Origin of the sequence: Enterobacter cloacae complex sp. Mu1197, from assembly GCF_040059225.1 — a bacterium.
Lineage (GTDB): Bacteria > Pseudomonadota > Gammaproteobacteria > Enterobacterales > Enterobacteriaceae > Enterobacter > Enterobacter quasiroggenkampii.
Map to the genome: position 1 here is coordinate 2,215,556 of NZ_CP157375.1, position 16,014 is coordinate 2,231,569.

Here is a 16,014-nt window from a genome sequence, read left to right on the forward strand (position 1 = left end):
ATCAGGCCCTCTTTAGCGCGTTAACGTGACGCAGAAAGTCCTGCCGCACCTCGTTGCTCTTGTAGTTCACCGAGGCGTTCCCGTCCTGGTCGATGATGATACGGTCGCCATCTTCCACGGCTTCAATAATTTCCTGCTGACTCATCACCTGCAGTAAGGATTCCGGGCTTGAGAACAGGGAGAGAAAGAAACGTTTCATGTCAGGCATCCTTATGAATAAAAAGGATAAGCCTGGAAGATGACCGCTGAATTTGCCTTAAGGATAACCTGAAAGTGAGTGAAAGCCGGGTGGCGGCTATGCCTTACCCGGCCTACAAAACCTTCAAGCGAATGAATGTTCAAGTTATTGATATTTATGAGTAATAAAAAATAAGTCTGCACAAACTTGGACAAATAACGTTAATTGTGTAAGTTTTAATTATGCGATTACGCCACGTTGTTTACAGCCAGGATGTGACCCATGAGCACTTTGCCCTCTGTCGTGAGTCGGTTTGTCGAGTACTACGCCGCACTGGATAGCCAGCCACCGTCCGCGCTGGCGGGGCTTTATCATTCGAATGCCACACTTATCGATCCCTTCGGTGAGCACAACGGTATTTTTGCGCTTCAGCGCTATTTCACCCATCTGCTGGCCAACGTCGAGAACTGCCGTTTTTCTATCGATCCGCCGCTGTGCAGCGGGAACCGATTTGTTGTCACCTGGGTGATGCACTGGTCGCATCCGCGCATTGCCGGAGGCGAACCGCTTGATCTGCCGGGGTGCTCGGTGGTGGAGACGGAAAACGATCTCATCACGCACCAGCGGGACTACTACGATGCGGGAGAGATGATCTACGAACATCTTCCTCTGCTGGGCTGGGCGGTTCGCGGCGTGAAGCGGAGGGTGAAATCATGAAGACGGTGCTGATTACCGGCGCAAGCTCGGGGATTGGCGCCGGGCTGGCGAAATTCTTCTCTGCTGACGGCTACCATGTGATTGCCTGCGGGCGCGATCCGGCGCGACTGGAAGCGCTGCATCAGACCTGCCCCAATCTCACCGTGCGTCTGTTCGATATGACGGACAGGGACGCCTGTCGCCAGGCGCTGACCGGCAGCTACGCCGACCTGATTATTCTCTGCGCGGGTACCTGCGAATACCTGGACGGTGGCGTGGTGGATGCGGCGCTGGTGGAGCGGGTCATGAACACTAATTTCCTCGGGCCGGTGAACTGCCTTGAGGCGCTGCAACCGCAGCTGGTTGCCGGTAACCGTGTGGTGCTGGTGAGTTCGATGGCGCACTGGCTGCCTTTTCCCCGTGCAGAGGCCTACGGCGCGTCCAAAGCGGCGCTGAGCTGGTTTGCCGAGAGCCTGCGCCTGGACTGGGAGCCAAAAGGGATTGCCGTCACGGTTGTCTCTCCGGGCTTTGTCGATACGCCCCTGACGCAAAAAAACGATTTTGCCATGCCGGGCAGGGTGACCGTCGACGAGGCGGTCAAGGCGATCCGTATCGGACTGGCGGCCGGGAAAATGCACATCGCGTTTCCGTCCGGGTTTGGCTTCATTTTGCGGCTGCTCTCCGGGCTGCCTGCGTTTCTTCAGCGCACGCTGCTGCGCAGGATGGTGCGTTCATGAATATTGCGATTATCGGCAGCGGCATTGCCGGGCTGACCTGCGCCTGGCGGCTGGCCGGACACCATCAGGTGACCCTGTTTGAAGCGGGATCCACGCCGGGCGGCCATACCGCAACGGTTGACGTGACGACGCCACAGGGTACATACGCGATCGATACCGGGTTTATCGTCTACAACGACCGTACCTACCCGCGCTTTATGGGCCTGCTCAGCGAGCTGGGCATCAGCGGGCAAAAAACGCAGATGAGCTTTTCGGTGCACGACCCCGCGACGGGGTTTGAGTACAACGGCCACACGCTGACGTCGCTGTTTGCCCAGCGTAGAAACCTGGTGAATCCGGCATTCTGGCGGCTGCTGGGCGAGATCGTACGCTTTAACCGCCTGGCAAAACAGGCGCTGGACGGGGAAGTGGATCCGAACGCCACGCTGCAGACGTTTCTGGACCAGCACGGCTTTACGCCGTTTTTTGCGCGCCACTACATTCTGCCGATGGGGGCCGCCATCTGGTCATCGTCGCTGCAGGAGATGACGCGCTTCCCGCTGCCGCTCTTTTTACGCTTCTTCCAAAACCACGGTCTGCTTGATATCACTCATCGCCCGCAGTGGTACGTGGTGCCGGGCGGCTCGCGGGAGTATATCCGCGCGATGCGGGACAAACTGGGCGACCGGCTGACGCTGCATCTCAATACGCCGGTTCAGCGGGTGAGCCGCCACGAGCGCGGGGTCACCCTCCAGCTCGAAAACGGCAGCCATACCTTCGATCAGGTGATATTTGCCTGCCACTCCGCTCAGGCGCTGGCCATGCTTGACGACCCGACCACCGCAGAGCGCGAGGTGCTGGGCGATATCGGCTGGCAGCGCAACGAGGTTGTGTTGCACAGCGACCCGCGATGGCTGCCGGTGCGGCCGCGCGCCTGGGCCAGCTGGAACTACCGCCTGAGCGGGCAGGCGCAGGCCAGCGCCTGTGTCACCTACAACATGAATATCCTGCAGGGGCTGCCTGCGGGCAGCCCGCTGTTCTGCGTCACCCTGAACCCGGACGCGGCGGTTGATGAGCGCTTTGTTCTGCAACGCTTCGTTTATGAGCATCCGCTGTTTAACCCGCAAAGCTGGCGGGCGCAGGCGCGGCGCGGCGAGATCAACGGCCGCCGGCGGAGCTGGTTCTGCGGAGCCTACTGGTACAACGGTTTTCATGAGGACGGGGTGCGCAGCGCGCTGGACGTGGTCAATGCGATAGCGGCCGGGGAGGGGAACTGAGATGAACAGCTGCCTCTACCACGGCGTATTACGCCACCGCCGCCTGCAGCCGAAAACCCACGAATTTCGCTACAGCGTCTTTATGGCCTGGCTGGATCTCGATGAGCTGCCGCTGCTCGCGTCCGTCGGCGTGCGGCGCAATCGCTTTGCTGCCGCCTCTTTCCATGACGCGGACTATCCGCTCGGCACGCCGCTTAAAGAGAACGTGCTAAGCAGGCTGGAGAGCCTGACCGGGGAACGTCCGGACGGGCGGGTGATGCTCCTGACGCAGCTGCGCTATTTCGGGTTCCATTTTAATCCGGTCAACTTTTACTACTGCTATGACGGGAAGGGTACCCTGCGCTGGCTGCTGGCGGAGGTCCGCAACACGCCGTGGAACGAGCGTCATTATTACGCGGTCGACGGGCAACATGCCCAGCCTACGGAAAAAGCGTTTCACGTTTCTCCGTTCAATCCGATGGACATGATCTACCACTGGCGCTTCAACGACCCGGATAACACGCTGCATATGCACATTGAAAATCATCAGGAGGCGAAGGTGTTCGACGCCACGCTGGCGCTGCGCCGGGAGCCTTTGACGCGCCCCGCGCTGCGCTCGCTGCTCCTGCGCATCCCGCTTATGACCCTGAAAACCGTTTTCGCCATTTACTGGCAGGCGCTGCGCCTGTGGCTCAAGCGCGTGCCGCTGTATAACCATCCTGTCAGCAGGAGTGAACGCTCATGACCGATCCCGTCTTTGCGTTAGAACCCGATATCCCGCGCAACGTGCGCCTTGCGCGATGGCTGCTGTTTCGTCTGTTAAGCGGTATCCGCGGCGGCTCGCTCACGCTGCGTGAAGGGGCACAGACCTTTCATTTTGGCGAAGCATCCTCCGCGCTGCATGCCGACGTACAGATCCTGACGCCCGGCGTCTACTGGCGTGTCTTAACGGGCGGGAGCCTTGCCGCGGCAGAAGCCTGGATGGATGGCGAATGGGAAACTCCGCACCTTACGCCGCTACTGGAACTTCTGGCGCTCAACGGCGAGGTGCTTGGCCGTCTGGAAAACGGGTTCCGTCTGTTCGGCAGGCCGCTGGAGCGGCTACGCCACTGGACGCGGCGAAACTCCCGCGCGCAGGCGCGTGAAAATATTGCCGCCCATTACGATCTGGGTAACACCTTCTATGCCCATTTTCTGGATAAGGAGCTGCTCTATTCCAGCGCCTTGTTTACGGAGGACGAGCAGGATCTCACGGAGGCCCAGCAGGCCAAAATGGCGCGTCTGTGCAAACAGCTGGCGCTGAAGCCGGGCGATCATCTGCTGGAAATTGGCACTGGTTGGGGGGCGATGGCGGAATACGCGGCCCGTCATTATGGCTGTCGGGTGACCACCACCACGCTATCGCAGGAGCAATACGTCTGGGCGACCGAACGAATTGCCCGCGCTGGACTGCAGGATCGGGTCGAGGTGCTGCTCTGCGACTATCGCGACCTCACCGGGCAGTACGACAAGCTGGTCTCGATAGAGATGATTGAAGCCGTCGGGCAGCGCTATCTGCCCACGTTCTTCCGTACCTGCCAGGCGCGGCTGCGCCCGGGAGGACGCATGGCGATTCAGGCCATCACCATTCAGGACCAGCGCTATCGCGACTACAGCAAAAGCGTCGATTTTATCCAGCGCTACATTTTCCCCGGCGGCTTCCTGCCGAGCATCACCGCGATGAACGATCTGATGACGCGCCACACCGATTTCGTGGTGCGCAATCTGTTCGACATGGGGCCGGACTACGCCCGCACGCTGGCGCACTGGCGACAGCGCTTTGTCCACGCCTGGCAGGAGATTGAAAAGCTCGGCTTTGATGAGCGGTTTCGTCGCATGTGGCTGTACTACTTTGGCTACTGCGAAGCCGGGTTTAACGCCCGCACCATCAGCGTGGTGCAGCTGACCGCCGAGCGCGTATGAAACGATATCTTCAGGTCTTTCTGCTGGCCGTCGCGTTCGATCTTTACTGGGCGCTGGTGGTGCTCTTTCGCGAAAAGGGCCTGATTATCTGGCTCGCGCTGGCGATCCTGGCGTGCCTGCTCTTGCCGTCTGTATACCGTTTTTACGCCATCGGGCTGGCCGCGGCGGGCAGTTTGCTGGATACGCTCTGGGCGCTGACGGGACTGATAGCCTTCACGGGCGACTCCCTGATGCCGCTATGGATGGTGGCATTGTGGCTAATGTTCGCCACCGTCTGGACGCAGCTTACGCGCACCACCACGTTGCCCGGCTGGCTGCTGACCCTGCTGGCCGCCGTGGGAGGCCCGGTGGCGTACCTGATTGGCGAGCGGCTGGATGCCATCACATTTCTGGAGCCGACTTTTATCGTCGTCAGTTGGATGGCGCCGGGTTGGCTGGTGTTGATGCTGTTTTTCCACCTGCTGATGGGGAGACAAAAATGAGAGCTGCGATTTTGCTGCTTTGGCTGATCGCCATGCCTGCGGCCCAGGCCGCCGACTGGCTGGCGTGGCGTAAGGTGGGCGATGCCACGCTCACCTGGGGGCCGTTCACCGTCTATACCTCCCAGCTGCGTACGCCGGATGGGCGTTACGGTCGGGAGAACCAGGATCAGGCGCTGATAATTACCTATGCGCGCGACATCGATCGCGATGAGCTGGTCGAGGCGACCCGCGACCAGTGGCAGGCGCAGGGGATCCTGGCGCAGGAACCGCAAAGCGAAGCCTGGCTGCGGATGCTCCGGTCGCTGTGGCCGGATGTTCGACCTGGCTCACAGCTGGCGTTTGTCCTTGATGACCAGCAGGGGCAGTTCTGGTACCGCGATCCGACCCTTCAGAAAACCTTTATTCCTCTGGGACCACGCCAGTCAGAAGCGTTCAGTACCCGTTTTCTGGCCATCTGGCTGGCTCCCCGTACGCAATATCCTGAGCTGCGTCAGCAGTTAATCGGAGGCCAAAAATGAAACGTTTCCTGATGATGGTGCTGGCATTAACGATGCTGCTGGCGGGCTGTAGCACAGAGGTGACCGAATACCGCCACCAGCAGCCGCGGCTGGATATCTTCCACTTCTTCCAGGGCAAAACCGAAGCGTGGGGGATGGTGCAGGATCGCAGCGGCAAGCAGATCCGACGTTTTCACGTTGAGATTGCCGGGGACGTTATCGGCGATACGCTGACCCTGAACGAGCACTTCGTTTACGACGACGGCGAGAAGCAACAGCGAGTCTGGCATATCCGGCGCCTGGGGAACGATCGTTATGAGGGCACGGCGGGGGATATCGAAGGGGTGGCGACGGGGCAGGCCGCAGGCAACGCGTTCAACTGGCATTACAGCATGAACGTGAAGGCCAACGGCAGCACCTGGCTACTGAACTTTGACGACTGGATGTACCTGCAGGATGAGAACCATCTGTTTAATAAAACCGAGATGAAGAAACTGGGCGTCACCGTCGCCACGGTGACGTTGTTCTTTACCCGTAAAGAGTGATGATACGAGCAGTGAACAATCCCCTCGCCCCTATGGGGAGAGGGTTAGGGTGAGGGGAACATACGGCTAAGGTGGTATTTCCGTTCACTTTATGTTCCTTGCTACTCTGTAACGACATGACCGGTGAACGTGCCAGGGTGGCTCAGTCTGCACTGAACCCCATATCCAGGACACCAGATCATAGAATCTGGAGGTCCTTATGAGATATCCCTTCCACATCCGTCTTGAGGCTGTTCAGCATTACATGACTGGCCAGTCGAGCATTAAAGAAACAGCCCGTCTGTTCAGTGTTGGCCGAACACCTCTTACCCGCTGGATACGGTCTTACAGGCGTCAGGGGAAGGCCGGGCTGGAGGACCGTCCTGCACGGACCTATACTTCAGCTTTCAGGCTCCGCGTAATCCGTTATGTTGCTGAACACGGGTGCAGCTATGCGGAAGCTTCAGCGCGCTTTGCCATTCCAAATGAGTCGCTCATTCTCGACTGGACAAGACGTTACCGGAAAGGCGGCGCACAGGCGCTTAATACAGCCAAATCCGGGCCCGCTATGTCACAGAAAAAGTTTATACCTGACTCCAGACCGCTCAGTGAGATGACTCCCTCAGAACTTCTGAGAGAGCTGGAATATCTGCGGGCGGAAAACGCATATCTAAAAAAGCTCAAAGCCCTGAGGGAAGAAAAGACTCTCAGGGAACAGCAGAAAAAGCGCGAGTGATACAGAGTCTGCTTGCAGACCACCGACTTGTTTACCTGCTCTGTGCCGCAGGGCTGGCGCGCAGCACGTATTATTACCAGATATCCAGACCCGCAGGTGAGCCGGTTCGGTATGCGGCTGCTGTCAGTGCTATGTTCACGATCAGTCAGAGAAACGCCCAATGCTATGGTTACCGAAGAATGACGGCGGCACTGCGTAATGAGGCCTTCACGCTGAACCATAAAACGGTTCGTATATTGATGAAAAAGTATGATCTGACATGCCAGTTGCGCCGAAGAAAATACCGTTCCTGTATGGCCGGTGGTGGCCCGGCTTCCGATAATCTTCTTGCCCGCAACTTCAGAGCCGAACGCAGTGGGATAAAGTGGTGCACAGACGTGACGGAGTTCCGTGCCGGTGGTCAAAAACTGTTCCTTTCGGCCCTTCAGGATCTGTTCAATAATGAAATTGTGGCCTGGCAAACATCAACCAGTCAGTCGCAACCTCTGGTCTGCAGGATGCTAAAAAAAGCGCTTAATGCATGCAGAAACAAAGAAGGTGCGATGTTGCACAGTGATCAGGGCTGGGCTTACAGAACGCCTGTCTGGCGCAGAATGCTGGCTGATGCAGGCATAACACAAAGTATGTCGCGTAAGGGCAACTGTCTGGATAATGCAGTGATGGAAAACTTCTTCAGTCACCTGAAAGTAGAGATGTATTACAGGAAAAAGTACAGTTCAGTGAAAGAGCTTGAAAGCGATATTGGCAGGTATATTCGCTATTACAATACCGAACGAATCAGTTTAAAAACGGGCGGGATGAGTCCGGTTGAATACCGGACTCTGACAGAACAACAATGAAAGCATGGTGTCCAGGTTTAGGGGTTCAGTGCAGTCGCCACCACCCTGGCTACCCGGGCTCCCGGCGGTAAATCGCCGCTACGCGGTACCTTCGGCTTATTCCTTCAGGCTATCGGGTCGGGCATGAGCCTGCATCCCTGCAGGCCACGCCCTCTCGGCGCATCCCTGCGCCTCGCCCCGGCCTTACGGAAACGCTTCGGCGATTTACAGCCGGACCAGGGCATGGCTGCAAGTAATTGCTTCACTTTAAAAAAACTTAATCGCTTTCGGTAAAAATTTTCTGGGGAGCCCTCAGTCCGAAAGATGCGATCTCATGTCCTGTCGGTGCGGGTTTTACTACCCGAGTAAATAAAGACAAGCGCAATCCCCAGGCAGACTACCGCCCCCAGACGACTCGTTGAAAACGAAATGGCGGGGTTACCCAGCCAGCCAAAGTGATCAATCAACATGCTCATGGCGAGCTGGCCAAAGATGACCGCCACCGTGGCGACGGCGGTGCCGATGCGCTGCACCGCCACGACCATAATCACAATATAAGGCACGCCAAACATTGCCCCGAGAAGCTGCCATTTCGGTACATCCAGCAGGCTGACGGCCTGCTTAGGTTCAAAGAAGAAAATCAGCAGGGCGGTCACCAGCGCGCCGACGGAGAAGGTCAGAAACGCGCTTTTAAATACCCCCACGCTGCTGCCGAGCTTGCCGTTAATGGCGGCCTGAATGCTCAACGTTGCGCCGCCGCAGACGGCCAGAAGAATCATAATCAGTGTCATATGTTACCCCTGCGCGACCAGAACCAGTGCCGCAATAATGAACCCCAGTGCAATAATGCGCTTCGCGTTTATCTTCCTGTGCGGCGAACCCAGCAGACCATAGTGGTCAATGATCAGGCTTTTAAAGACCTGGCCGGCCAGAATGCCAATCATGGTCATGGCGATGCCGATGGTGGGTGTCGCCACGGTCAGGATGACCACGTACATCGGACCGAGCACGCCGCCGAGCAGCTGCCAGCCGGGCTGTGCGAAAAACGACGGGCTGTTGCGCGGGCTGAAAAACAGCATAAGCAGAAACGTTAGCGCGGCGCCGACGCCAAAAATGCTGAACGTCGCCCATAAATCCCCGACCTTTCCCCCCAGCGGTCCCAGCAGGCCCGCCTCGACGGAGAGGCCCATCCCGCCAGCAATAACCAGTAAAATCAAAACAAACTGCATTCTTCTTCCTCCGTTTTCAGGCGAAGAAGATTACGTGGGTTGTTCAATGAGAAAAATGCCATAATGCAGTAAACACCTTTGCGAGATATGCATTAATGGTTGACGCCAGCAACATCAACATCCGCGCTCTGCTGATCTTTATCGACGTGTATGAAGCGCAGAACTTCTCCGTCGTGGCGCGGCGGCAGGGGATATCGGCCTCGCAGATATCGCGTGTGATCCACCAGCTTGAGGATGCGCTCGGGCAGCAGCTTTTCTATCGCAATACGCGGGCCGTCATTCCCACGGAAAGCGGTCATCTGTTTATTCGCTACGCCCGGTCAATGGCGGAAAACCTGGAAGAGGCGCGCCGGGAGCTGGACGCGCGTGCGGTGGAACCGTCCGGTGCGATCCGCATTAACGGACCGGTGTTTTTCGGCCAGAAGCACATAGCCCCAGGACTTCCCGGCCTGTCGGAACGCTATCCTCGCCTGAGCGTAGAGCTGACGCTGACCGATGATTTTATCGATCCCCACCGGGATGCGGCAGACCTTATCTTCCGCATTGGTGTACTGACGGACTCCTCGTTTCGAGCGCGGGTGTTCGGGCAGCAGGTGTATCATCTGGCCGCGTCGCCAGATTACGTGCGTAGACACGGTGCGCCTGAAGGGCCGGACGATCTGAATCGCCATCACTGTCTTGTCTATCGCGGATCGTCAGGGCCTAACCGCTGGCTGCGGCGCGGGGCGGGATGGGGATTGTGCTGTTTCCGGACTGGCTGGTGAGCGAGCCGCTTCAGCGCGGTGAGCTGATTCCCCTCCTGCCCACGCTGGAGTGTGCCATCAATACGGAACAGCAGGCGATCGCGGCGATCTACCCTGATGCCCGACATCCGCCCCTGAACGTCAGGGCGGTCATTGATTATTACGTCGAGCATTTTGGTACGCCGCTTTACTGGCAAAGGTAAGGGGATTACGCGCCAAGCTCTTTGCGGATAATCTCTGCGCCAGCGCTGAGTGCTCTCAGCTTGCCGTTGGCCACCTGACGGGAGAGGGGAGCCATGCCGCAGTTGGTTGACGGATACAGCTTGTCGGCGTCGACAAACTGCAGCGCTTTACGCAGCGTATCGGCCACTTCCTCCGGCGTTTCAACCGTGTTGGTTGCTACGTCAATCGCGCCAACCATCACTTTTTTACCGCGGATCAGCTCAAGCAGATCCATCGGCACGCGGGAGTTGTGGCACTCCAGGGAGATGATGTCGATGTTAGAGGTCTGCAGCTTAGGGAAGGCCTCTTCGTACTGGCGCCACTCGGAACCGAGCGTCTTTTTCCAGTCGGTATTGGCCTTAATGCCGTAGCCGTAGCAGATATGGACCGCGGTCTCGCACTTCAGCCCTTCAATGGCGCGCTCCAGCGCGGCGATACCCCAGTCGTTGACCTCATCAAAAAAGACGTTAAACGCCGGTTCATCGAACTGGATAATGTCCACGCCTGCGGCCTCTAACTCTCGCGCTTCCTGGTTAAGGATTTTGGCGAATTCCCAGGCCAGCTTTTCGCGGCTTTTATAGTGCGCATCGTACAGGGTGTCGATCATGGTCATTGGCCCCGGCAGAGCCCATTTGATCGGCTTGTCTGTGAGCTGGCGCAGGTACTTTGCATCGTCGACGAAGACCGGTTTCTGGCGCGCGACGGCGGAGACCACGGTCGGCACGCTCGCGTCATAGCGGTTACGAATGCGCACCGTCTGGCGGTTCTCAAAATCGACGCCGCTCAGGTGTTCAATAAAGGTGGTGACGAAGTGCTGGCGGGTCTGTTCCCCGTCGCTGACGATATCGATTCCCGCGCGGATCTGCTCATCCAGAGACAGGCGCAGCGCATCCTGCTTGCCCGCCAGCAGTTCCTGATCCTGCAATTTCCAGGGCGACCACAGCGTTTCAGGTTGCGCAAGCCAGGTCGGCTTAGGCAGGCTGCCAGCCGTTGAAGTCGGGAGCAATGTTTTCATAATAAAAGACCTTTTTTGATGTATTAAAGCGTGTAGTTATCAGACCACTGCTCAAGAATGTGTTTGTAAGGCTTAATGAAGTACTCTTCGGTAAATCGACCCTGTTCAATCGCCAGACGGCTTCGCTCTTCCCGGTCATACACAATTTTGGTTAAGGAGTGATCCTGCTGGTTCAGATCCGGTCGGTAGCACAGTCCGGCCGCCGAGTTGGCGTTATAAATTTCCGGGCGATAGATCTTCTGGAACGTCTCCATCGTGCTGATGGTGGCGATCAGTTCCAGAACGGTGTAATCACTCAGCAAATCCCCGGTAAAGAAGAACGCGAACGGCGCCACGCTGTGTTCCGGCATGAAGTAGCGCACGCTCAGGCCCATCTTTGCGAAGTACTGCTCCGTAAGCGATTCGCCATCCGGCTGGTACTCAACGCCCAGTACGGGGTGCTGGTTACCGGTGCGGCGATAGGTATCTTTGCTGGAGACGCTCAGGCAAATCACCGGTCCTTTTGTGAAGTTCTCTTTGTATTCCGGTGAACTCACAAAATGGCGGAAGATATTGCCGTGCAGTTCGCCAAACTTTTCCGGAATGCTGAAGTGCTGCTGGTTCTTGTTGTGCTCCAGCAGCAGGACGCTGAAATCATAATCCCGCACGTAAGACGAGAAGTTATTCCCGACAATGCCAGGGATACGCTGGTTGTTTTTCTTGTCGACAATGGTGTTTTGCAGTATCTCAATGGCCGGGAACGGCTTTTCCGCGCCAATATTCAAATCGACAGAGATGATCTCAAGCTCAACCGCATAGCGATCGGCGTTTGGGTTATCCCAGCGCGCTAAAGCGTTAAAGCGGTTGTTGATCATCACCAGCGTATTGCGCAGGTTCTCCTGACGCTTTTCCCCGCGGGCCAGGTTGGCGAAGTTGGTGGTCGTACGCGTATTTTCTGACGGGTTGTAATTCTCATCGAAGCAACTGCGCTTAAGGGTATATGTGAAAGCTTTGCTCATTGTGGTTATGCATCCTAAGTTCATGTTGCTAAGAAGTTACCAATGCATAATTTATGCCTGAGCCCGTGGCGCAGGGGAAGTGACTTAATTTCAATGCAACATGAGGCATTTTCATGTTTAGATACAAAAAGAAGAGTAGCGCGGGTGGCGACTGTTTAAAAAGTTTTACGCATTGCTGTAAAGGCTAATACGGAAATTATGGTGTATTACACCGTAATTATGCATCTGAAAGAAAGCAATCTATTAACCCCCGCAGTTGCGATTAATTGATGTCGCTTATTTAATTTTATAGAAATATTTTTGGTGTGAATTTTATATGTATTGCCAGCAATGTTGGGTTATTTATGGTTTTATTTATTTTGCGATCTTAAACATGATTTTTTGCTATCTCATAATTATTTAAGCGTGTAGCATTTACCCGACGAGTAAAACTCTGAGGATACCATTGTGTACTATCCAAACTCCATCAGTTGGCCAGTGATTCGCGAAGGGGGACTTCGACGCCTTAGGCTTGGAGAAATAAATTTAGCGAGTTCGCTCTTTGGGTATAGTATTTACTATCATAAAGTATGGATTCACCTTGAAAGTTATCTGCCTTTTAATCTTCAAAACCCTGGACAGGCAATGAGTCCTGATGGAGAAATGTGGTTCAGGTCTGAAAAATATGAACATGATTTTTCTATGCCTGTTAGCCAGCCAGTAACTGTTGCCCAACATCTTTTTATGCATGAAATGATGCATGTCTGGCAGCATCAACGTGGTATGTGGGTGCGTATGCGTGGTGCTTTCTCCTGGGCTGCTGATTATGCGTACAGTCTTGATAAGACGAACTTACTGGAGTACGGCCTAGAGCAACAAGCTTCGATTGTCAGTGATTACTGGTTATTAAAAAGCTATGGTTTTTGGGGTAATAGTCATCTCTTTGATTATAGAAACTATGATCCTGCTGAACCAGTAACGATATTGATTAAAAAGTATGAACGTATTTTAGAGGGGTTTCCCGGTTGAGATATATATCACTGTTGCTGTCTGCCATTTTTCTGACGGGGTGTCCGGGTAAAGGAAAAGAAGGCGCTGCGTCTGGGGAAAGACAATCTATCTACGTTTATGATGGTCTGGTATGCTTTACAGTCGATAAAAAAGATATCCTTAGTCGCTATGTATTGGCATCAAACGGAAAAGTTTATTCTGAGTTATTAAAGGGAGACTTTTTAGCATTATCATATCCGAACACATGTTTTAACGTGAACTTAACTAAAGGTACTGTCTATGGAGCACATTATACGTTAAATAAAAAGAATTTTTATTATACTTTTATAATCGATAACCAAGGCAATATACTCGACTTAGGGAGAAAGTAGCATGTCATTACCCGCATACCTGTTTCTTTATGATGAAAACGGAATGCAGTTAAAAGGAGAATGTCTCGCGTTAGGTCGAGAGGGTGCGGTTGAAGTCATGAGCAGCAGCTACGGCATTAGCCAGCCAGTCGACCCTCATACCGGCAGAATGGGGGGTACCAGACAACACGAACCTTTTATCATACACAAACAGCTGGATAAACTTTCACCACTGTTTGCAGTGTATGTTTGCGACGGGAGACGTCTGCAAAAAGCGGTCATTCGCTACTATGAGACAAACGATGCAGGGATTGAACGTGAAGTTTATCGGATATCCATGGAGAGTGTTGTCATCATGTCAGTGAATGCCAATCACACATATATACCTGGTTCAAATCATCATAACATGGTCGAGACCGTGAAGTTACGCTTCAACAGTATTGAATGGCACTACCTGGATGGCATGATTAAGTATGGCGACGCGTGGTCAAAACCAGCATCACAAAAACCGTAATATCACGATTTTACTGCTAATCTTTATCAATCAGGATCCTGGGTGCGATATATGGCGCCCAGCCAGGATGTGTAACGCTTCATCTGCTAATGTCGCACTCTTTCCTCAATTCCCGCTATAATCCCCAAAATTTCCAACCGGTTTAGAAACAATCATGACAAAACTCACCTTACAAGAGCAGATGCTGAAAGCGGGCCTCGTCAGCAGCAAGAAAGCGGCGAAAGTGCAGCGTACGGCAAAGAAATCACGCGTTCAGGCGCGTGAGGCTCGGGAAGCGGTAGAAGAGAACAAGAAGGCGCAGATCGAGCGTGATAAGCTGCTGAGCGAGCAGCAGAAGCAGGCCGTGCTGGCGAAAGAGTTTAAGGCGCAGGTGAAGCAGCTGATTGAGATGAACCGCATCACCGTGGCGAAAGGCAACATCACCTTTAACTTTACCGACGGTACGCTGATTAAAAAGATTGAAGTCGATAAGCAAACGCAGACCCAGCTGATCAACGGCCGTCTGGCGATTGCTCGCCTGGTGCTCAATGCTAACGGTGACTGCGACTACGCGATTATCCCGGCAGTGGTGGCCGATAAAATTGCCCAGCGCGATGCCGACAGCATCGTGTTAAACAGCGCGCTCAGCCAGGAAGAGCAGGACGAAGACGATCCGTACGCGGACTTCAAAATCCCTGACGATTTGATGTGGTAAACCGCGTTCAGAACGGGGCGGCGTGACGGGCGTTAACCGGCTCGCCGCTCACGGGATGAATAAAATTCAGCTCGCAGGCATGCAGCATCAACCGGGGCGCTTCCTCAGCACCCGGCACGTCAAGACCGCCATACAGATCGCACCCCAGAATCGAGTGCCCCAGCTGCTGGCAGTGAATACGCAGCTGATGGGTTCGCCCGGTCTCCGGGATCAGTTTCACCCGCGTTAACGGTAATCCCGCTCCCTGATAAAACCGTTCCACAACCTGGTAGCGGGAGCGGGCGGGTTTACCGGTGATGGCGCAGATCGACATCAGCGGGAACAGCGCCGGGTCTTTGGCAATCGGCGCATCAATAACCCCTTCATCATTTTCCACGTGGCCGCAAAGCAAGGCGCTGTAGACTTTCTCCACGCTGCGCTGGCTAAACTGCTGGCACAGTGCCGCGTTGATGGCCTTATTACGCGCAACCACCATCAGCCCGGACGTACCAAAATCCAGACGGTGCACCAGCGTGCAGCCGGGGAACGTCTGAACCAGACGATAGTGGACGGAATCGAGGTTTTGCGGATTTTTGCCCGAGAGGCTGAGCAGGCCGGAAGGCTTGTCGATTAGCAGCAGATGTTCATCCTGCCAGAGGATCTGAATGTCATCGTGACACGGTGGGGCAATAAAAGAATCAATAATCGCAGACATCAGGCCGCCCGGCTGGAGAGTGGGTGCGGATGATAACGAAATGCGGGGGAAAAGAAAAACCCTCCCACCGGGCGGTGAGAGGGTGAAGTCTTACGCTGCAACCAGGCTGTCGATGGCGGCTTTCGCGTCGGTCTGCGCTTTGGTCGCCACTTCAGGACCGTAAGCGATACCTTCCGCGAACACGAAGTTCACGTCAGTGATGCCGATGAAGCCCAGGAACAGGCTCAGGTACGGCGCAACCAGGTCGGTTGGGGTGTCTTTATGGATACCACCACGGCTGGTCAGTACGATCGCACGCTTGCCTTTCACCAGACCTTCAGGGCCGTTCTCGGTGTAACGGAAAGTTACGCCAGCGCGCGCCACCAGGTCGAAGTAGTTCTTCAGCTGGGTTGGGATGTTGAAGTTGTACATTGGGGCGTTGATGACGATAACGTCATGTGCCTGCAGCTCAGCAATTAGCTCGTCGGACAGGGCCAGGGCTTCCTGCTGGCGTGGAGACAGCGGTGCATCGCTTGGGCGCAGCGCGCCAACCAGCTCGCCATCCAGCACAGGAATTGGGTTTGCAGCCAGGTCACGCACGGTGATTTCGTCAGCAGAATGCTGTTCACGCCACTGTTCAACGAAGTAATCAGACAGCTGACCAGACTGAGAGTACCCTGCCAGAATGCTGGATTTCAAAACTAATACTTTGCTCATGGGT

At 55.2% G+C, this 16,014-nt stretch carries 20 protein-coding genes and 1 pseudogene; 14 read left to right on the forward strand and 7 right to left on the reverse strand.

The window, feature by feature from the left end; all coding sequences use genetic code 11:
* Position 1: 1 nt before the first annotated feature.
* Positions 2–199: a hypothetical protein gene (locus ABFV38_RS10575; RefSeq protein WP_008502331.1), complete on the reverse strand. Its 198-nt coding sequence runs from the start codon at positions 197–199 to the stop codon at positions 2–4.
* A 261-nt stretch (positions 200–460) separates the two neighbouring features.
* Between ABFV38_RS10575 and ABFV38_RS10580 the strand changes: the two genes are divergently transcribed.
* The 9 genes from ABFV38_RS10580 (at position 461) to ABFV38_RS10620 (ending at position 7,886) form a co-directional block, all read left to right on the forward strand.
* Positions 461–895 (forward strand): nuclear transport factor 2 family protein, encoded by a 435-nt coding sequence (locus ABFV38_RS10580; protein ID WP_235403071.1) that lies wholly within the window; start codon positions 461–463, stop codon positions 893–895.
* Positions 892–1,611, forward strand: a complete 720-nt coding sequence (locus ABFV38_RS10585; protein WP_348959346.1) for an SDR family NAD(P)-dependent oxidoreductase — start codon at positions 892–894, stop codon at positions 1,609–1,611. The genes ABFV38_RS10580 and ABFV38_RS10585 overlap by 4 nt, the downstream gene beginning before the upstream one ends.
* On the forward strand, positions 1,608–2,867 hold the full coding sequence (locus ABFV38_RS10590) for an FAD-dependent oxidoreductase (protein WP_348959347.1): 1,260 nt from the start codon (positions 1,608–1,610) through the stop codon (positions 2,865–2,867). Before ABFV38_RS10585 ends, ABFV38_RS10590 begins: the two co-directional genes overlap by 4 nt.
* Position 2,868: 1 nt before the next feature.
* Positions 2,869–3,591 (forward strand): DUF1365 domain-containing protein, encoded by a 723-nt coding sequence (locus tag ABFV38_RS10595; protein ID WP_229225823.1) that lies wholly within the window; start codon positions 2,869–2,871, stop codon positions 3,589–3,591.
* Complete coding sequence (locus ABFV38_RS10600; protein ID WP_348959348.1) at positions 3,588–4,808, forward strand: cyclopropane-fatty-acyl-phospholipid synthase family protein; 1,221 nt, start codon at positions 3,588–3,590, stop codon at positions 4,806–4,808. The genes ABFV38_RS10595 and ABFV38_RS10600 overlap by 4 nt, the downstream gene beginning before the upstream one ends.
* Positions 4,805–5,290, forward strand: a complete 486-nt coding sequence (locus ABFV38_RS10605) for a DUF2878 domain-containing protein (protein ID WP_069719274.1) — start codon at positions 4,805–4,807, stop codon at positions 5,288–5,290. The genes ABFV38_RS10600 and ABFV38_RS10605 overlap by 4 nt, the downstream gene beginning before the upstream one ends.
* Positions 5,287–5,808 carry a hypothetical protein gene (locus ABFV38_RS10610; RefSeq protein WP_048030580.1) on the forward strand — a complete coding sequence of 174 codons (522 nt, stop codon included), beginning with the start codon at positions 5,287–5,289 and terminating at the stop codon, positions 5,806–5,808. The genes ABFV38_RS10605 and ABFV38_RS10610 overlap by 4 nt, the downstream gene beginning before the upstream one ends.
* Positions 5,805–6,332: a DUF3833 domain-containing protein gene (locus ABFV38_RS10615; protein ID WP_045910473.1), complete on the forward strand. Its 528-nt coding sequence runs from the start codon at positions 5,805–5,807 to the stop codon at positions 6,330–6,332. The genes ABFV38_RS10610 and ABFV38_RS10615 overlap by 4 nt, the downstream gene beginning before the upstream one ends.
* A 199-nt stretch (positions 6,333–6,531) precedes the next feature.
* Positions 6,532–7,886, forward strand: a protein-coding gene (locus ABFV38_RS10620; protein ID WP_348957715.1) for an IS3 family transposase whose coding sequence is annotated in 2 segments (ribosomal slippage) — positions 6,532–6,982 and positions 6,982–7,886 — 1,356 coding nt in all. Because the reading frame shifts where the segments join, the coding sequence is not laid out codon by codon here.
* Between the two features lie 311 nt (positions 7,887–8,197).
* Here ABFV38_RS10620 and ABFV38_RS10625 read toward each other — a convergent pair.
* Positions 8,198–8,656 (reverse strand): DMT family transporter, encoded by a 459-nt coding sequence (locus ABFV38_RS10625; RefSeq protein ID WP_348959349.1) that lies wholly within the window; start codon positions 8,654–8,656, stop codon positions 8,198–8,200.
* A 3-nt stretch (positions 8,657–8,659) separates the two neighbouring features.
* The gene (locus tag ABFV38_RS10630; RefSeq protein WP_348959350.1) at positions 8,660–9,094 is read right to left on the reverse strand and encodes a DMT family transporter; all 435 of its coding nucleotides are present in this window, start codon (positions 9,092–9,094) and stop codon (positions 8,660–8,662) included.
* Between the two features lie 95 nt (positions 9,095–9,189).
* Here ABFV38_RS10630 and ABFV38_RS10635 point away from each other — a divergent pair.
* A pseudogene (locus ABFV38_RS10635) lies at positions 9,190–10,040 on the forward strand (LysR family transcriptional regulator).
* A gap of 5 nt (positions 10,041–10,045) precedes the next feature.
* Here the strand turns inward: ABFV38_RS10635 and ABFV38_RS10640 are convergent.
* Both ABFV38_RS10640 and ABFV38_RS10645 read right to left on the reverse strand, forming a co-directional pair.
* Positions 10,046–11,074, reverse strand: coding sequence for a methionine synthase (locus tag ABFV38_RS10640; protein WP_048030571.1), 1,029 nt, complete (start codon positions 11,072–11,074; stop codon positions 10,046–10,048).
* A 23-nt stretch (positions 11,075–11,097) separates the two neighbouring features.
* Complete coding sequence (locus ABFV38_RS10645; protein WP_348959351.1) at positions 11,098–12,072, reverse strand: DUF1852 domain-containing protein; 975 nt, start codon at positions 12,070–12,072, stop codon at positions 11,098–11,100.
* Positions 12,073–12,516: 444 nt separating this feature from the next.
* On the opposite strand from ABFV38_RS10645, the gene ABFV38_RS10650 reads away from it, so the two are divergent.
* From ABFV38_RS10650 to ABFV38_RS10665, 4 genes are all read left to right on the forward strand, one after another.
* Complete coding sequence (locus tag ABFV38_RS10650) at positions 12,517–13,080, forward strand: type IV secretion protein Rhs (protein ID WP_348959414.1); 564 nt, start codon at positions 12,517–12,519, stop codon at positions 13,078–13,080.
* A 14-nt stretch (positions 13,081–13,094) separates the two neighbouring features.
* Positions 13,095–13,433: a lipoprotein gene (locus tag ABFV38_RS10655; protein ID WP_348959415.1), complete on the forward strand. Its 339-nt coding sequence runs from the start codon at positions 13,095–13,097 to the stop codon at positions 13,431–13,433.
* Between the two features lies 1 nt (position 13,434).
* Positions 13,435–13,926, forward strand: coding sequence for a type VI secretion system tube protein Hcp (locus tag ABFV38_RS10660; RefSeq protein WP_348959352.1), 492 nt, complete (start codon positions 13,435–13,437; stop codon positions 13,924–13,926).
* A 154-nt stretch (positions 13,927–14,080) separates the two neighbouring features.
* Positions 14,081–14,620, forward strand: a complete 540-nt coding sequence (locus tag ABFV38_RS10665; RefSeq protein ID WP_008502315.1) for a DUF2058 domain-containing protein — start codon at positions 14,081–14,083, stop codon at positions 14,618–14,620.
* Between the two features lie 7 nt (positions 14,621–14,627).
* Here the strand turns inward: ABFV38_RS10665 and ABFV38_RS10670 are convergent, their stop codons facing one another.
* Together ABFV38_RS10670 and azoR are read right to left on the reverse strand one after the other, a co-directional pair.
* Positions 14,628–15,314 (reverse strand): RluA family pseudouridine synthase, encoded by a 687-nt coding sequence (locus tag ABFV38_RS10670; protein WP_348959353.1) that lies wholly within the window; start codon positions 15,312–15,314, stop codon positions 14,628–14,630.
* Between the two features lie 90 nt (positions 15,315–15,404).
* Positions 15,405–16,010, reverse strand: a complete 606-nt coding sequence (azoR, locus tag ABFV38_RS10675; RefSeq protein WP_008502313.1) for an FMN-dependent NADH-azoreductase — start codon at positions 16,008–16,010, stop codon at positions 15,405–15,407.
* Positions 16,011–16,014: the final 4 nt, after the last annotated feature.

Excerpts from the sequence above, each read along its gene's own strand:
- ABFV38_RS10575 (WP_008502331.1), bottom strand. The coding sequence starts at position 199 with ATGAAACGTTTCTTTCTCTCCCTGTTCTCAAGCCCGGAATCCTTACTG.
- ABFV38_RS10580 (WP_235403071.1), top strand. The coding sequence starts at position 461 with ATGAGCACTTTGCCCTCTGTCGTGAGTCGGTTTGTCGAGTACTACGCC.
- ABFV38_RS10585 (WP_348959346.1), top strand. The coding sequence starts at position 892 with ATGAAGACGGTGCTGATTACCGGCGCAAGCTCGGGGATTGGCGCCGGG.
- ABFV38_RS10590 (WP_348959347.1), top strand. The coding sequence starts at position 1,608 with ATGAATATTGCGATTATCGGCAGCGGCATTGCCGGGCTGACCTGCGCC.
- ABFV38_RS10595 (WP_229225823.1), top strand. The coding sequence starts at position 2,869 with ATGAACAGCTGCCTCTACCACGGCGTATTACGCCACCGCCGCCTGCAG.
- ABFV38_RS10600 (WP_348959348.1), top strand. The coding sequence starts at position 3,588 with ATGACCGATCCCGTCTTTGCGTTAGAACCCGATATCCCGCGCAACGTG.
- ABFV38_RS10605 (WP_069719274.1), top strand. The coding sequence starts at position 4,805 with ATGAAACGATATCTTCAGGTCTTTCTGCTGGCCGTCGCGTTCGATCTT.
- ABFV38_RS10610 (WP_048030580.1), top strand. The coding sequence starts at position 5,287 with ATGAGAGCTGCGATTTTGCTGCTTTGGCTGATCGCCATGCCTGCGGCC.
- ABFV38_RS10615 (WP_045910473.1), top strand. The coding sequence starts at position 5,805 with ATGAAACGTTTCCTGATGATGGTGCTGGCATTAACGATGCTGCTGGCG.
- ABFV38_RS10625 (WP_348959349.1), bottom strand. The coding sequence starts at position 8,656 with ATGACACTGATTATGATTCTTCTGGCCGTCTGCGGCGGCGCAACGTTG.
- ABFV38_RS10630 (WP_348959350.1), bottom strand. The coding sequence starts at position 9,094 with ATGCAGTTTGTTTTGATTTTACTGGTTATTGCTGGCGGGATGGGCCTC.
- ABFV38_RS10640 (WP_048030571.1), bottom strand. The coding sequence starts at position 11,074 with ATGAAAACATTGCTCCCGACTTCAACGGCTGGCAGCCTGCCTAAGCCG.
- ABFV38_RS10645 (WP_348959351.1), bottom strand. The coding sequence starts at position 12,072 with ATGAGCAAAGCTTTCACATATACCCTTAAGCGCAGTTGCTTCGATGAG.
- ABFV38_RS10660 (WP_348959352.1), top strand. The coding sequence starts at position 13,435 with ATGTCATTACCCGCATACCTGTTTCTTTATGATGAAAACGGAATGCAG.
- ABFV38_RS10665 (WP_008502315.1), top strand. The coding sequence starts at position 14,081 with ATGACAAAACTCACCTTACAAGAGCAGATGCTGAAAGCGGGCCTCGTC.
- ABFV38_RS10670 (WP_348959353.1), bottom strand. The coding sequence starts at position 15,314 with ATGTCTGCGATTATTGATTCTTTTATTGCCCCACCGTGTCACGATGAC.
- azoR (WP_008502313.1), bottom strand. The coding sequence starts at position 16,010 with ATGAGCAAAGTATTAGTTTTGAAATCCAGCATTCTGGCAGGGTACTCT.